Genomic DNA, 14,205 nt, shown 5'->3' with positions numbered 1-14,205 from the left:
CTGATTTCAAACAACCACGACACTATGAAACGTAACTTTCCGACCCAGGCGCTGCAATCGTTGACCATCGTAGGAAGCTTTGTGGCTCTGGGCCTTGCGTCCGGTTTGAGTGCCCAAGCCGCAGAACCGATCGAGACCGATCGCCCGTCGATCGGGAGCCTGACCCAGCGCAATGCTTACCCGCCAGAATTTTCGCGCGCCTTTTTGCAAAGCTGCACCCGATCGGCTCAACAATCGGGCCAGTTTAACCAACAGCAGGCTACGCAATATTGCCAATGCTCCTTGGCGGAATTCCAATCGCGCTATACCTTGCAGCAAACCATGAATCTTTACCAACGGATGCAGCAATCGAACAGCAATGAGCTGCCGCCGGAAATGATGCAAATTGCGCGTACCTGTGTGCAGCGGGTGTTTGGTACTCGCTAACCAGACTGAGCCAGCCAGACTGAGCCAGTTAGACTAAGCCAGCCAGACTGAGCCAGTTAGACTAAGCCAGCCAGACTGAGCCAGTTAGACTAAGCCAGCCAGACTGAGCCAGTTAGACTAAGCCAGCCAGACTGAGCCAGTTAGACTAAGCCAGCCAGGTTGATCCCGTGAGCAGCCACTCGCTCCTCAACTTCCTCCCTCGTTAGCCGGGGCCCCAAGCGTGAACCGATCGAACGGTTGAGCGGGTTGCTCCGGCTTTCTTGGGTCAAACACATAGCTGGTGACAGTTCCGGCGGCCGTGTCCAAAATGCTGAAGGCGGTGATTTCGTTGCTGGCCAAGTAGGGCTGAGGGGTTTGATCCAAGGGATCAATCAAAGGAGCAATCGAGGGCACAATTGGGGGCAATCCATTGGGATCCCCGATCGCCACATAGTCCGATCGCTCAAACCCGCTACCCTCCAGCGGAATGCCCGATCGACCCCGATCGCCCCAGGCCGCCCCATAGCTATTGCCCACGTTAGACGTTTCCAGGTAGTGGGTGCGGCCGCGGCGGAACCGATTCCACAGGTGCGAGTGGCCATACAACACCAAGTCCACCTCCGCCGATTCCAGCAGGGGGGACAAATATTGGGCAATGACATCTTGGTCGCGCGGATAGGCATATTTCACCGCCATCACCTGGCCCAGGTCATCCCGCTCGATCGTCTGGATTGGATCCGTGAAGGGCGGCACACTGTTATCCCCCAAGGTGTGGGGCGGGTGGTGAAACATAACCACACGATATTTGGCTTGGCGAAACGGCTCGCTGGCTAATTCCGCCTGGAGCCATTGAAATTGCGGACTCCCCGGGGCGATCGACTCAAAAATATGCTGGCCCCAACCCCAATCGATCGGACTTTGGGGCTGGCCTTCGTGGAAGCGGCCACCAAACTTCGCCGTCAAAATGGGCGATCGCCAAGCTTGGGTCACGTTCAACACCACCAACCGCAGATCTCCAAAGCTGACGGCGTAGTAATTGCCCTCGCCCCGATCGTTAGTCGGCAAGGTCCAAATTTCCTCATAGGTGCGCGTGTTGAACGATTGATCCGCCAAGGCGGCCGGGCTGATTGCTGCCCCTGGTGTTTCCCCTGGCGTTGCCCCTGGAACCTCGCCGGAAGCGGGATCTAAGACCCGATCGCCCGCCCCCTGTTGCGCAGTCCCCTGTTGCGCGGCCCACTGCTTCGCGACCCAGCGAGGCACAGTGTCATAAAATTCCCGGTTGAGATCTCGGGCCCGTCCCACCCGACCCATCACCTCATGGTTGCCTAGGGCCGCGAACAGGGGAGCCTCCTGCAAAATAGCCCCGCCTTGGTAGGTGTGACCTTGGAGCGATCGATTGGCTCGTCCTTGCAAACAGGGAAAAAACGCCCCACCACCCACATCGTCAAACCATTCCGAAGCGCGATCGGGCACATTCACCAAGTCCCCCGCAAACAACACCCCATCCACCCGGCCCACCGTGGCCACCACCTGTTGCAAGTTGGCCGCCACCATCGGTTTCAGTTGATGATCCGAAGTCAACAGCAGTTGCAGCGGTTGACCCGGCAGCGGCCGGGGCGACAGGCGAAACACTCCGCTACTGACGGCGTGATCGCCCCCTTGACTCGTCACCCGATAGGGAACCGACTGGCCCGGCAGCAACCCCGAAACGATCGCCTCATGTCGCCAAATGGGCCGTTCCCAAACCTTCACCCCCTCGGGCCGTTGGGCCGCCACCCGCTCCGGCAGTCGCGATTGGCCATCTTCACGGGTACGAGTCAAGCGGCGGGTTTGGGCCAAGGCCTGCCGATCGAGCCGATCGCCCCAATCCACCCAATGGCGATCGCCCGGCCATTCCGTGAACCAAACCACATGCACCGAGTCCGGCCCCGGCAACTGCAAAAACGGATCCGTCAAAAGCTCCATAGCATCCCCCTCGGATAACTGGGCCGACCACTGGGAAAGCGGTTGCAGGGCTGCGGATCCCGAAGCGGTCGGCATTTTCAGCGCCAACATCCCCCCGATCGCCAGCAACACCAACAGCAGCCCCCAAACGCCACCGCCCCGCACCATTCTCGGGAATTGCCGGATCCATTGCCACCGGCCAAGCTCCCGGGCGCGATCGTTCAACCACCGTCTCCCGAGCTGTCTCATTGCCCTAAGCAAACAAATCCAAGGGTAAATGGCCATACATCGCATTCAGTTCCTCATCCACGGAGGACTGACAGGACACCAAAACCCCTCGATTTTCACCCTGGTAGGGTTCCGCATAAAACAACAGGGAGTTGGTGTTGCACTTGATATAAATCGGCTGTTCCGGATGGGCCACCCCCCGCTGTTCCGGCTCCGGTGGCACTTCACGATCCAAACCAGCCCCATAGGCCCGCACAGCCGCCAACCCTTGGGCAATCGAATCCGCACAAACTCCAAAAATCACGCAGTCCGCCTCGCGAACCACCGTCCGCAAAGCCGATCGAATAATCGCCTGCTGACTCTCCGAGAGACTGGGCGCTTCTTCCAAACAGTTAAACACCGCCAAAACCTTTTGGGCTTCCAGCAACGACAGGGGAGCCGTTCCCGCCCCATTAGTCCCTAACGCATCCGATCGACGAGTTGAGTTGTCCATAGCAATCCAGAGTTTCCCTTGTCCACAAACTTCACCGCAAACTTCACCGCAAGCAATCAAGACTGCAAGCAATCCGGGATTCGATCCGCTTAAAGTTGCCCAAAAAAGTTGCCCAAATAATGACCCCACCTGCAAACGAAGCCACCCGATCGCTCCCTGATGGTTGCTCCCCCCCATCTGTCGCAATCCATTCCGGGATCCCAAATCGTAGCGTAGGGCCGGAAATCAACTAGAGCCAATCTTGATCAAATTCTGGCCAATTCTCATCCCCATTTCCATCTTGCCCCACCCAGTTAGCAACAACCCCATGAAGAATTGTGCTGAAACCTCCACTGAGAAATGGAGCCTTAGCGTGATTTTTCAATTCTGATTCCGGAAATGTGACGGTTAAAAATCCGGCAACAATCAATGTGTTTTCCTGGCACAAGTAACAAGAGATACATATCCCTTGAAGCAGCAAAGAATCGCTAAAATACGGAAAATTCAAGCTAAAACAGCATTTTCTCGCATCAGCAATCAAAATCGCCTGATTGCTCAATGAAGCAAATCATACCAACTTCAATCGTCTTCAGCAGCTATCAAGCGTGATGCACAGCGCGATCGGGCAGAGCAATTCGACAGAGTAATTCGACAGGGCAAAAATTTTTTTTAGAAAAGCTGGAACTTTTTCCCCTTTCAAGGCAACAATATAGGCAAGAGTAGTGGAGAGATGTGTCACCGCTGCGGAGACCTGGCAGATTCGTCTGCCGGATCTCTGCATTTTTTTTGGGAATTTTTTGAGCCGCCACCTGCTCCCACTGTCGTTACGAAGTGACCGCATAAGGGTTCCAGCCATGGAAAGTCGTCCGCCCCTGCCGCCGTTTACCTACGAAACCGCGATCGCCAAGGTGCAAGCCGCCGAAGATGCTTGGAACACCCGCGACCCGGAGCGCGTATCGCTGGCTTACACGGAAGATTCGGTTTGGCGCAATCGATCGGAATTCTTGGCGGGACGGGACAAAATCCGCGAGTTCCTGACCCGCAAGTGGAGTCATGAGCTGGACTATCGCCTCAAGAAGGAACTTTGGAGCTTCACCGATAACCGAATCTCCGTGAAGTTCGAGTATGAATACCACACGGACTCGGGGCAGTGGTATCGCGCCTATGGCAACGAGCAATGGGAATTTGCACCCAACGGCTTGATGCAGCGCCGGGAAGCCAGCATTAACGATGTGCCGATCGCCGAGGCCGATCGCAAGTTCCGCTGGGAACGATCGGGCTGATGTTGCCCTGTCCAAAAATCTTGCAAAACCCACCCATCCCCCAACCTTTTGGCCTGACGGTCGATCGGCTGCGGCGCGCATCTGTTTCCTCGCAGGGCGATCGCGCATAATTGATGTAGCCAATCATCCTTTGTGAGACTCCGATGGTGGACTGGTTAGTAATCTGGGGCGTGACGCAGACGGTGGGGTTTGTCTTTGGCGCGGTGATGAAAGACCTGGCCAAGGACACGCTCAAAGATTACGTCAAGGATTTTTTTAAGGGGCGGTTGCAAGGACTAGTCGATCGCTTTGGGCCCGACTCGCTGGAGACGGCGACGGGCAAAGCGATTAAGGGCTTTTTGGACTTGGTGCAGCGAGAGCTTGAAGATTGCTTTGATGATGAGTTGGAGCGGGTTCAGGCTTATACCGAATCGTTAAAACGGTTGATTGCTGATCCGGCGGTAGCGGGGGCGTTGGGGAGCGTGTTCACGGATGGGGGGCAAGTCGATCCGGTGGTTTGGGCCGATCGCTGGTTAGCCCTGAGGCTCAAGCCCTTGCCCCCAGAATTCAATTGGCAAAAAATCGCCAAACGCTATCAGAAATACACCCATGATTTGATTGGGGCGGATGCGGAGTTGCGGGCGATCGCCCAGTTCGAGCGGGTGGCGGAAACCCGTGATTTGGTTCGCGGCTCGCTGGGGCCGATCGTGGATTTTGACCTGTTGGCCTATGCGCGATCGCTCCAAACCGACCATGAGGTTTTGCCGCTCGATCAGTTGGCCACCGATGGAGGAGCCTATTCGGTGAAGCTGTGGCAAGTGTTTTTGCCGCAACGGGCGCGGGAATGTGGAGAATATTTGCCGCAACTGGACAAAGCGCCCAAGGAATTGCTGCGGCAATATGGCTTGCTGAAGGAAGAACCCGACGAAAACCAGCAGGAGAAATTGCGGGATCTCTATCGCAACCAAGCGCCGCAATCTGTGGTGGAATTGGTCAAGAATTCGGACATTAACTTATTTGTGATTTTGGGCGATCCGGGGTCAGGAAAATCCACGTTGCTCAAATATTTGGCGCTGGATTGGGCGACCTATGAAAACGAGCTATTTAAAACCAATCACACCCAGCCTTCGGATCAGTTGCTGTTGCGGCCGTTGCCCTTGTTTGTGGAGTTACGGAAATTATCGCGCCAAGTGCCCTTGGATGTTTTGGACTATTTCCATGCAGGCAATGTCTTGGATCGGTTGAATAAATCCCAGTTGCATGACTGGTTGAGCGCTGGGCGGGTGCTGCTGCTCTTTGATGGGTTGGATGAGGTGTTTGAACCGGCCAAGCGGGAGGAAGTGATTCGGGAAATTTGTCGATTGGCGCATGACTATCCTGCGGCCAAAATCATTGTGACATCGCGGGTTTATGGCTACCAAAACTATGCGCGATCGCTCACGAATCACGGGTTTCGGCATTGGTTACTTGAAGAATTCGATGATCAGCAAATCAAGGATTTTTGCGATCGCTGGCATCAGGAAACCTTTGGAGACGGCCAACAAGCCGATCGCGATCGCTGTCGAGACCGGATGAGCGCTGCGATCGCCCGAGGGCGCACGATTCGGGAGTTGGCGGGCAATCCGTTGATGCTGACGATGATGTGTATTTTGAATCGCAAATCGCGGCTCCCGGATGAGCGACTGGAGTTCTATCGCCAAGCCACTGATCTGTTGCTGCGGGACTGGGATGTGGAGCACAAAAAGCTACCCGATCGCTGTCAGGATATTCAGCTCACCCTGAATCAAAAGCAAAAAATTGTGCGGCAGGTGGCGTTCTTTTTGCAGAATACCGATGGCGGCTTGAAGGGTAATTTAATTGCTCAAGCGGATTTGCAAGCGATCGTGGCGGATTATTTACGCACCTTGTCGCTGCCCAATCCCGAGGGTTGGGCCGAAGCGTTGATTGATGCCTTGCGGGTGCGAAATTTCACGCTCTGTTCAGCGGGGACGGGCTATTACGCTTTTGTGCATCGCACCTTTTTGGAATATTTCTGTGCGACAGAGATTTGGGAGCGGTTTAATCAACGGGATTCGGGCAGCCAAAACGCCATTTCAACGGATGATTTGATTCACACCATCTTTGGGCAGCACTGGAATGATGATGCCTGGCGAGAAGTGTTGATTTTGTTGGCGAGTCAGTTGCCCATTGGGTTTGCGAAACAGGCGATCGCCTCATTAGTTCAACTGGATCACGCGACTAGTGAAGAAGCTTACTTCACTAATCTCTTTTTGGCGGCGGATTGTTTGGCGGAGTTACCGGAGCGATCGGCGATCGCTGAGTTGGATCGGGATCTGTTGCAACGGTTGCGATCGCTGACTGCCTGGGGAGCACTGCGTGAGATTCGTTCCCTGGAAGATTTGGAGTTCAATCAGCGCATTGAGAAGGTACGAGAGCGAGCCTTGCGCTGCGTTGCTCAACATTGGCAAGACGACCCCGACACCTTGCCCTGGCTCAAAGACCGCGCGCGATCCGATGAGCACCCGGTTGTGCGGTATGCAGCGGTGCAGGAGTTGGCTCGGGGCTGGAAAGACGACCCCGACACCTTGCCCTGGCTCAAAGACCGCGCGCGATCCGATGAGGACTGGTATGTGCGGCAAGCAGCGGTACAGGAGTTGGCTCGGGGCTGGAAAGACGACCCCGACACCTTGCCCTGGCTCAAAGACCGCGCGCGATCCGATGGGCATTGGCGTGTGCAGCAAGCAGCGGTGCAGGAGTTGGCGCGGGGCTGGAAAGACGACACCGACATCTTGCCCTGGCTCAAAGACCGCGCGCGATCCGATGAGCACTGGGCTGTGCGGCAAGCAGCGGTGCAGGAGTTGGCTCGGGGCTGGAAAGACGACCCCAACATCTTGCCCTGGCTCAAAGACCGCGCGCGATCCGATGAGGACTGGCCTGTGCGGCAAGCAGCGGTGCAGGAGTTGGCTCGGGGCTGGAAAGACGACCCCGACACCTTGCCCTGGCTCAAAGACCGCGCGCGATCCGATGAGGACTGGCCTGTGCGGCAAGCAGCGGTGCAGGAGTTGGCTCGGGGCTGGAAAGACGACACCGATACGGTCAATTTGCTGTGCGAAGTTACCACCCAAGATCCGTTTCAGCGCTCAGATAGCGAATATCGCGAATTTGAAAGCAACCCGCGTCAAACAGCCCTTGAGGGATTGGTAGAAATTGCGCCCGAGAATCCGCTGGTGATTGATTTGTTACGCGATCGCGCTGCCAATGACCCCGACGATCTCTTACGCAAATGGGCAACCGAACAACTCGCTGAAATTGATTCGCAATCGCACGGAGCATAATGACAATCGATCAACAAAACCTCATTCATCCTGGTGAAGTTTTGCTAGAGGAATTTTTGCGGCCGCTGAAAATTTCCTACACCAAACTGGCTGCTGAAACTGGGATTTCGGTACGAATCATTGGGGCGATCGCCCGTGGGAAGCGATCAATTTCGCCTGAAGTTGCCCTGCGTCTGTCCCGCTACTTTGGTCTCTCCGAACGATTTTGGCTGAACCTACAAATTCACTACGATCTCGAAACCCTGAAACAAACCCTCCGCGATCGCCTAGAAACCGAAGTCAAAGTCTTCGCCCCCATTTCTGGCAGCTAGCACGTTAGCAGTCAAACTGACCACCCTACAAGATGACTAATTGAGATCGATGAGGTAAAGAGACGATCATCCCCCAGAGAATCCGTGCCCCGTCGAGACCTGTATCACTTCGCTGTTCGCACCGCCCTTGAAAAAGATGGCTGGCTTGTGACCGATGATCCCTTTCTGCTGAAAGTTGGCAAAAAGCGACTCGCCGCCGACCTGGGAGCTGAACGGGCGATCGCGGCCCAGCGAGGATTAGATAAAATTATTGTAGAAATCAAGAGCTTCACAGGTGTTTCCGATATTGATGACCTTGAAAAAGCCCTTGGGCAATACACACTGTATCAACGAATCATAGAAGCTCAGAAAATTGATCGACGACTCTATTTAGCCTTGCCCCAAGCTGCTTACTTGGGATTGTTTACAATTGAAATTGGTCAGATTTTGCTAGATAGCCAAGCTCTTCAGTTATTGGTTTTCGATCCTGACTCTGAGGTGATTTTGCAATGGATACCCCACTAAACTACCGCACCATTATTCAAGCCATCTTGCAAGAACACGCCGACTATCGCAACAGCGCCAATAGCCCCTATCGATCGCGCATCCTTGTGGATGAAACCCGCGACAACTACGCCCTCATCGACAGCGGATGGGAGGGCGATCGCTACTTTCACAGCACCCCGATCCATATCGAAATCATTGACGGTTTGATTTGGATTCAAAACGATGAAACCGAATCTGGTGTGGCCCGAGATTTACTCGATCGCGGCATTGTTCAACAGGCGATCGTGCTTGGATTCCGCCACCCCAAAGTTCGTCCCCACACTGGCTTTGCGATCGCGTCCTAATCTATGAGAAAGCTGTCATGACGAATCATCAATCGATGCAACTACAACTCGAAGCAAAAGCACAGGCCTGGAGAGAAGCAGGACAAGACCCCAACCTGCTGCCCCAAGGTCTTGAGTTGTTTCGGGTTCTCTGCTGGTCAGGAAGCATTGGCGGAACAGAAAGTACCAATAACAATGCGGACTTGGCAGCCTACCTGCAAGCCAGCAGGGATAACGGTGGCGGAGCAGAGGGATGGGATTTAATGCTCAGACAACGAGAACGTTGCTTGGAATGCTCTGAAACCTATCGCCTTGAAAACCTCAGCGTTTGCACCCAATGCAAGTGCTTGACCTGTTATCGCTGCACTCGCCCCTTCGGAGTTCACGACAACGGCAACTCCCGCTGTGAATGCGGCGGAGAACTCGTGGGATAGCAACCCAATAATAGTCAGTGCTGGATTGATCATGTTGAGTTTCGTAAGACTCAACCCAACCTACACAACTAAATTGGGTTTATCCCGTCTTATCTCGATCTAAAAAACTATGCCTACGATTGCCCGTTTTCAAGGCATTATTATGTATATCAACTACAACGACCATCAACCACCCCACTTCCACGCCCGCTATCAAGACCAAGAGGTTTTAATTGAGCTAGACAGCGGTTTAGTCCAAGGGAAAATGAATAAACAAGCTCTGCGGATGGTACTGGAGTGGGCAGATCAGCATGATGCGGAACTTCGAGACAATTGGCAGCGGGCCCGCGATCGCAAGCCACTTTTGTTTATCGAGTCCTAAAGATTTCTCTAGCATTAAGTACTCTAGCCATGTTGATAGCATCTCAATCTCTAGTAATTACAAAAGTCAGCTACTTGCAAGGTTATGAATTAGAGCTGATTTTCAATAACCAAGAAATGGTACGGGTTGACCTAGACGCTGAACTCCACGGGGAAATTTTTGAACCCCTCAAATCCCTAGCTGTTTTTCAGCAAGTGACGATCGACCCAGAAACCCACACGATCGCCTGGCCCAATGGTGCAGATTTTGCCCCGGAATTCCTGTACCAAATCGGTCAAAAAATAAGCGCAACACCACCAACCGCCACCAACAGCTATCGCGTTGTCTTCCACGACAATTACTATCAAATCTGCCCGGTTTTTGACGATGGCATGGGCAACCTTCAGATCGATACCACTGCGGTGATTCAACCCAAAGCCAATAGCCTGGATGAACTTCAAGCCTTGGCGCGATCGCTTCAAGTAGCTCTTGAACAACCCGTTCTACTGCCCGACGGTTCACCGTTGCCCATCACCCCCGCCACGTCTCACGCGGCTTAATTCGTAATCCCTTGCAGGGTACGCGGGAGACTGATTTGCCCCCGCGCCCCTGATCAGGTTTAGCGGTTATGCCTTGAAGGTTTCCACGATCCGGCGGGTTGCTTCTTCCACATTCGCCCGGCTGTTGAATGCCGAAATGCGGAAATAGCCTTCGCCCGCCGCGCCGAAGCCCGAACCCGGCGTGCCCACCACATTGCAGGTGTGCAGCAACTTATCAAAGAAATCCCAGCTCGACAGACCGTTCGGCGTTTGCACCCACACGTAGGGCGCGTTGATGCCGCCATAGACCGCCAAACCTGCCTCGGTCAGCTTCTCGCGGATGATTTGGGCATTTTCCAGATAGAAGCTCACCAGGGCCTTGGTTTGGGCTTGCCCCTCGGGTGAGTAGACCGCCTCGGCCCCGCGCTGGACAATGTAGGACACACCGTTGAACTTGGTGGATTGGCGACGGTTCCACAGGCTCCAGAGATCCACGCCCGTGCCGTCGGCGGTTTGGCCCTTCAGGGTTTTGGGCACAACGGTCAAGGCGCAACGGGTTCCGGTGAAGCCGGCATTTTTGGAGAAGGAACGGAACTCGATCGCGCAGTCGCGGGCCCCTTCAATCTCAAAAATCGAGTGGGGAATCGCCGGATCGGTGATGAAGGCTTCGTAGGCGGCATCGAAGAAGATGATCGAGCCGTGGCTGCGGGCGTAATCCACCCAGGCTTGCAGATGCTCGCGGGTGGCGACGGATCCGGTGGGGTTGTTGGGGAAGCAGAGATAAATCAGATCGACTTTTTCGCTGGGGATTTGGGCGGTGAAGTCGTTTTCAGCGGAAATCGGCAGGTAAACCAAGCCGCCGTATTCGCCCCGATCGTTTGCGTCGCCCGTGTGACCCGCCATCACGTTGGTGTCCACATAGACGGGATAGACCGGATCGGTGACGGCGATCGTGTTGTCGTTGCCGAAGATGTCCAGAATGTTGCCGCAGTCGCACTTGGAACCGTCGGAAATGAAGATTTCCGAGGCATCAATATCGCAACCACGGGCTTGGAAGTCGTGCTGGGCGATCGCCTCGCGCAACCATGCGTAGCCCTGCTCGGGGCCGTAGCCCTTGAAGCTGCCCCGATCGCCCATGTCGTTCACCGCGTTGATCATGGCGGTGCGGCAGGCTTCCGGCAGCGGCTCGGTCACGTCGCCAATGCCCAAGCGAATAATCGGCGCATCGGGATGCTCGGCGGCGAAGGCATTAACCCGGCGGGCGATTTCGGGAAACAGATAACCGGCTTTTAGCTTCAGGTAGTTGTCGTTAATTCTGGCCATGGTTTGCCCCTGGGGGTTGCGATCGGGAACCTTCACCACTCACTCGCCGGTTCCCTAGCCCGATCAACCGACCAGACAAGGGGCTTAAGCCCCTTGCCCCACCGCGATCGCCAGTTACCGGTTAGACGGGGTGAAATATTCCCGGAGTTGTAGTGTCTAACCAGCCTACGGCCCTGGCGGGATCTTCTGGCGATCGGGGGCAGAAAATCCCGCCGAAACCCCGCTCCATAAGCAAAGCGCTACAATGCCAAGGGTTTGATCAACAGAACGAACGTGGGCGATCGATGGCGGGACAGGCAGCACAGTGGCGTGAATTAAACGGAGCTTGGGTGCTGATCCCGGCGAATCCGCTAGGGGTGATTCATTTCTTGGGCGGGGCCTTTGTGGGCGCGGCTCCCCAGTTCACCTACCGCTGGTTGCTGGAGCGGCTGGCCAATCGCGGCTACGGAACGATCGCCACGCCCTTTGTCAATTCTGGGTTTGACCATGAGGCGATCGCGGAGGATGCGCTGATTCGGTTCGATCGCGCCATCGATTGGCTTTATCGGCATGGTCAACTGCGACGGCGATCGATCCCGGTCTATGGTCTGGGCCACAGCATGGGCTGCAAGCTGCATCTATTAATCGGCAGCATCTTTGAGGTGGAGCGGGCCGGCAATGCGCTGATGGCCTTCAATAACTATTCGGCGCAACGGGCGATTCCCCTGTTCGATCGCTTCGGCCCCGTTCTGGAGTCGATTAACCGCGCTGTGCCTGGGGCTGTTCCGGCTGATGTGTTTGATAAGCGACTGAATGCGGAATTCACCCCCTCGCCCACGGAAACGGAGCAACTGATCGCCGCCCAATACGGGATTCGCCGAAATTTGCTCATTCGTTTTGCCACCGATGATCTGGATCAGTCGAGCCGGTTAGCTCCCATTTTGCAACGACGCTTTCCCGGTTGGTTAGCTTTGCAGGAGCTACCGGGAAATCACCTCACCCCTTTGGGCCAGGATATTCAGTGGCAAACCGGCGGCGCGTTCAGCCCCCTCGACGCGATCGGGCAATGGGCCAAGCAGGAAATTTTTTATCGCGATCTGAATCGTCTCAGCCAAGAATTGCTGCGTTGGCTGAATCCGTTTGAATCGGCCTGAGTCAGATTGAATCAGATTGAATCGGTTTAGGATGAGCAGCCGCTTATCCCCGGCCTTGGCACGAGGACGGGCTGAGGATGGGCAGCCAGCGATCGAGGATCTCCGGCTCAGGCCGCTAGCCGGTTGAAAACTGAAATATTGCAAGTTGAAATATCAAGTTGAGATATTTTGAACGCTGAAATATTAAAAGCTGCAATGTTGCAAGTTGCGATGTTGCAAGTTGCAGCGTAAAGGATGGCGCTTTGCGTTGGGTGGTTCAACGGCTTGCGAGGGTGCTTTCGCTCAGTCTGGTAGGATATGGGTGAAACCCGCTCCTGAGCTTGCAGTTAACCCATTGGCTTGGGCCAGAGCAAGGGGAGAGCGAAAGGGACAGGGCCCTTGTTTGGAGCAATTGGCGGCCCATCGGGGCCCAAGTAAAGGACTCAAGCAAAGGTACGAGAAGTTAATGAGCGATCGGGAGCGGTTGCTGAAACGTTGGATGGTGACAGCCAAGGTGCGCAGTTGGCGAGCCTTGGCAGATGCCGCACAAGTTTCTATGTATCAGGTGCGACTGTTGCGGCAAGGCAATTTAGATCGCTTGCGCCTCGATGCGATCGGGCGGATTGCCAAGGCCTTAAATGTCACCCCGATCGACCTATTGGGCATGGCGAACAATGCCGACAACAGCAAGCCCGCCTCCGACCAATCCCCGGCCCAGCGGTTGGCTCCTGATGTTCATGCGGCCGAGTTGGTGCAGCTTCAGCAGGAATATCACCGACTGAAAACCCGCCTGGAAAGCGAACGAGAGCAACTGTTGGCGGAGTTCCAGCGATCGAGCTTGCAAATCCTGGAGCCTTGGCTACTGAATTGGTACAAGGCCGTTGCCGCCGCCCAGCACAATCCCCACATCCCCGCCACCAACCTCTTGCCCCTGTTGCGGCCGCTGGATCAGTTACTGGAGCATTGGGCCGTTGAACAAATTGCCCCGATCGGGGAAGAAGTGGTCTACGACCCCCAATGGCATCAATTGGCCTGGGGTCATGCTCAACCGGGCGATCGCGTAAAAGTAACCATGCCCGGTTTTCGTCATCAGGGCCGATTGCTTCATCGGGCCCAGGTCAGCATCGTGCAGTGATCCCATACCCGATCGTTAGCTGATCACAAATTCATTACAGGCTGATCCCAGGGCTATTTTGCTCTGGTCTAGTGGGCATTTAGCAATGATCCCAGTACCATTTTTGAGTGACCTCATCGTGACCCCGTGGTGATCCAAAGCACTCTAAATCGTCCCAACTATCCGCATTACCGGCACTCGATCGCGCTCCTGCTGCCCCCTGGTCACTTATCGGAAGCCCTCGGAGGCTGCTTCCAATCAGCGCGAATCTGCGTTAGAGTTTGACTGTCAGGGTGTCAGTCTTTTGATGTTCGTGCAATGTTTGGTATCTCAGCGGCTGAGCAGGTATGCCGATTGTCATGGGCTGGCTAAGAAATGCTGATGAATAATTCACTTAGTGAGCTTGACAACCCGCATACCTGCTAGCCTGAGTTTCCAGAATCGGGTGCTGCCGTGGAGCTGTTATCGCTCCCGCTCAATCAGCGTCAGTTCCATCCCCTGGCCTCCAATTCATGGAACTCTTATTCATTCGCTGTTAACAATGCATACCTTGGGTGATTGCCCCGGGAATTGTCTG

Annotated in this window: 16 protein-coding genes; 11 read left to right on the top strand and 5 right to left on the bottom strand. The window is 55.0% G+C overall.

Annotated elements, in window-relative coordinates; translation table 11 throughout:
• The first annotated feature begins 24 nt into the window (after positions 1-24).
• Entirely contained in the window at positions 25-426 is a 402-nt protein-coding gene (locus tag VPK24_RS11550) for a hypothetical protein (protein WP_190530044.1), read from the top strand.
• A gap of 186 nt (positions 427-612) precedes the next feature.
• Here the strand turns inward: VPK24_RS11550 and VPK24_RS11545 are convergent, their stop codons facing one another.
• The 4 genes from VPK24_RS11545 to VPK24_RS11530 form a co-directional block, all read right to left on the bottom strand.
• Positions 613-2,370 carry a metallophosphoesterase family protein gene (locus VPK24_RS11545; RefSeq protein WP_393013681.1) on the bottom strand — a complete coding sequence of 586 codons (1,758 nt, stop codon included), beginning with the start codon at positions 2,368-2,370 and terminating at the stop codon, positions 613-615.
• A gap of 232 nt (positions 2,371-2,602) precedes the next feature.
• Positions 2,603-3,070, bottom strand: a complete 468-nt coding sequence (locus VPK24_RS11540; RefSeq protein WP_393013426.1) for a DUF1824 family protein — start codon at positions 3,068-3,070, stop codon at positions 2,603-2,605.
• A gap of 229 nt (positions 3,071-3,299) precedes the next feature.
• Positions 3,300-3,608 (bottom strand): hypothetical protein, encoded by a 309-nt coding sequence (locus VPK24_RS11535; RefSeq protein WP_393013424.1) that lies wholly within the window; start codon positions 3,606-3,608, stop codon positions 3,300-3,302.
• A gap of 30 nt (positions 3,609-3,638) precedes the next feature.
• Positions 3,639-3,905, bottom strand: coding sequence for a hypothetical protein (locus tag VPK24_RS11530; RefSeq protein ID WP_393013421.1), 267 nt, complete (start codon positions 3,903-3,905; stop codon positions 3,639-3,641).
• Between VPK24_RS11530 and VPK24_RS11525 the strand changes: the two genes are divergently transcribed.
• The 8 genes from VPK24_RS11525 to VPK24_RS11490 all read left to right on the top strand — a co-directional run bounded on the left by VPK24_RS11525 (position 3,904) and on the right by VPK24_RS11490 (position 10,100).
• A complete protein-coding gene (locus tag VPK24_RS11525) occupies positions 3,904-4,332 on the top strand; it encodes a nuclear transport factor 2 family protein (RefSeq protein ID WP_393013418.1) in 429 nt (142 codons plus the stop codon). The genes VPK24_RS11530 and VPK24_RS11525 overlap by 2 nt on opposite strands.
• A 143-nt stretch (positions 4,333-4,475) precedes the next feature.
• Complete coding sequence (locus tag VPK24_RS11520) at positions 4,476-7,646, top strand: NACHT domain-containing protein (protein WP_393013415.1); 3,171 nt, start codon at positions 4,476-4,478, stop codon at positions 7,644-7,646.
• Complete coding sequence (locus tag VPK24_RS11515; RefSeq protein ID WP_393013412.1) at positions 7,646-7,957, top strand: HigA family addiction module antitoxin; 312 nt, start codon at positions 7,646-7,648, stop codon at positions 7,955-7,957. The genes VPK24_RS11520 and VPK24_RS11515 overlap by 1 nt, the downstream gene beginning before the upstream one ends.
• Positions 7,958-8,041: 84 nt before the next feature.
• The gene (locus VPK24_RS11510) at positions 8,042-8,461 is read left to right on the top strand and encodes an element excision factor XisH family protein (RefSeq protein ID WP_393013409.1); all 420 of its coding nucleotides are present in this window, start codon (positions 8,042-8,044) and stop codon (positions 8,459-8,461) included.
• On the top strand, positions 8,446-8,787 hold the full coding sequence (locus VPK24_RS11505; RefSeq protein WP_099534446.1) for a XisI protein: 342 nt from the start codon (positions 8,446-8,448) through the stop codon (positions 8,785-8,787). Before VPK24_RS11510 ends, VPK24_RS11505 begins: the two co-directional genes overlap by 16 nt.
• A 17-nt stretch (positions 8,788-8,804) precedes the next feature.
• Complete coding sequence (locus VPK24_RS11500; RefSeq protein ID WP_393013406.1) at positions 8,805-9,200, top strand: hypothetical protein; 396 nt, start codon at positions 8,805-8,807, stop codon at positions 9,198-9,200.
• Positions 9,201-9,309: 109 nt separating this feature from the next.
• Entirely contained in the window at positions 9,310-9,561 is a 252-nt protein-coding gene (locus VPK24_RS11495; protein WP_393013403.1) for a DUF4160 domain-containing protein, read from the top strand.
• A gap of 29 nt (positions 9,562-9,590) precedes the next feature.
• Complete coding sequence (locus VPK24_RS11490; RefSeq protein ID WP_393013400.1) at positions 9,591-10,100, top strand: DUF2442 domain-containing protein; 510 nt, start codon at positions 9,591-9,593, stop codon at positions 10,098-10,100.
• A 66-nt stretch (positions 10,101-10,166) separates the two neighbouring features.
• Here the strand turns inward: VPK24_RS11490 and VPK24_RS11485 are convergent, their stop codons facing one another.
• A complete protein-coding gene (locus tag VPK24_RS11485) occupies positions 10,167-11,402 on the bottom strand; it encodes an LL-diaminopimelate aminotransferase (protein WP_393013679.1) in 1,236 nt (411 codons plus the stop codon).
• A 284-nt stretch (positions 11,403-11,686) separates the two neighbouring features.
• On the opposite strand from VPK24_RS11485, the gene VPK24_RS11480 reads away from it, so the two are divergent.
• Entirely contained in the window at positions 11,687-12,535 is an 849-nt protein-coding gene (locus tag VPK24_RS11480; RefSeq protein WP_099534423.1) for a DUF1350 family protein, read from the top strand.
• 445 nt (positions 12,536-12,980) lie between these two features.
• Positions 12,981-13,649 (top strand): nucleotide exchange factor GrpE, encoded by a 669-nt coding sequence (grpE, locus tag VPK24_RS11475; protein ID WP_393013397.1) that lies wholly within the window; start codon positions 12,981-12,983, stop codon positions 13,647-13,649.
• Positions 13,650-14,205 lie beyond the last annotated feature (556 nt).

It is taken from the genome of Limnothrix redekei LRLZ20PSL1 (assembly GCF_043235035.1).
GTDB lineage: Bacteria > Cyanobacteriota > Cyanobacteriia > CACIAM-69d > CACIAM-69d > CACIAM-69d.
The sequence above is the reverse complement of the archived record's forward strand: the minus strand, read 5'-3'. Positions and strand labels throughout refer to the sequence as shown.

Coding starts and splice junctions, on each gene's coding strand:
- VPK24_RS11550 (WP_190530044.1), top strand. CDS start 25: ATGAAACGTAACTTTCCGACCCAGGCGCTGCAATCGTTGACCATCGTA.
- VPK24_RS11545 (WP_393013681.1), bottom strand. CDS start 2,370: ATGGAGCTTTTGACGGATCCGTTTTTGCAGTTGCCGGGGCCGGACTCG.
- VPK24_RS11540 (WP_393013426.1), bottom strand. CDS start 3,070: ATGGACAACTCAACTCGTCGATCGGATGCGTTAGGGACTAATGGGGCG.
- VPK24_RS11525 (WP_393013418.1), top strand. CDS start 3,904: ATGGAAAGTCGTCCGCCCCTGCCGCCGTTTACCTACGAAACCGCGATC.
- VPK24_RS11530 (WP_393013421.1), bottom strand. CDS start 3,905: ATGGCTGGAACCCTTATGCGGTCACTTCGTAACGACAGTGGGAGCAGG.
- VPK24_RS11520 (WP_393013415.1), top strand. CDS start 4,476: ATGGTGGACTGGTTAGTAATCTGGGGCGTGACGCAGACGGTGGGGTTT.
- VPK24_RS11515 (WP_393013412.1), top strand. CDS start 7,646: ATGACAATCGATCAACAAAACCTCATTCATCCTGGTGAAGTTTTGCTA.
- VPK24_RS11505 (WP_099534446.1), top strand. CDS start 8,446: ATGGATACCCCACTAAACTACCGCACCATTATTCAAGCCATCTTGCAA.
- VPK24_RS11500 (WP_393013406.1), top strand. CDS start 8,805: ATGACGAATCATCAATCGATGCAACTACAACTCGAAGCAAAAGCACAG.
- VPK24_RS11495 (WP_393013403.1), top strand. CDS start 9,310: ATGCCTACGATTGCCCGTTTTCAAGGCATTATTATGTATATCAACTAC.
- VPK24_RS11490 (WP_393013400.1), top strand. CDS start 9,591: ATGTTGATAGCATCTCAATCTCTAGTAATTACAAAAGTCAGCTACTTG.
- VPK24_RS11485 (WP_393013679.1), bottom strand. CDS start 11,402: ATGGCCAGAATTAACGACAACTACCTGAAGCTAAAAGCCGGTTATCTG.
- VPK24_RS11480 (WP_099534423.1), top strand. CDS start 11,687: ATGGCGGGACAGGCAGCACAGTGGCGTGAATTAAACGGAGCTTGGGTG.
- grpE (WP_393013397.1), top strand. CDS start 12,981: ATGAGCGATCGGGAGCGGTTGCTGAAACGTTGGATGGTGACAGCCAAG.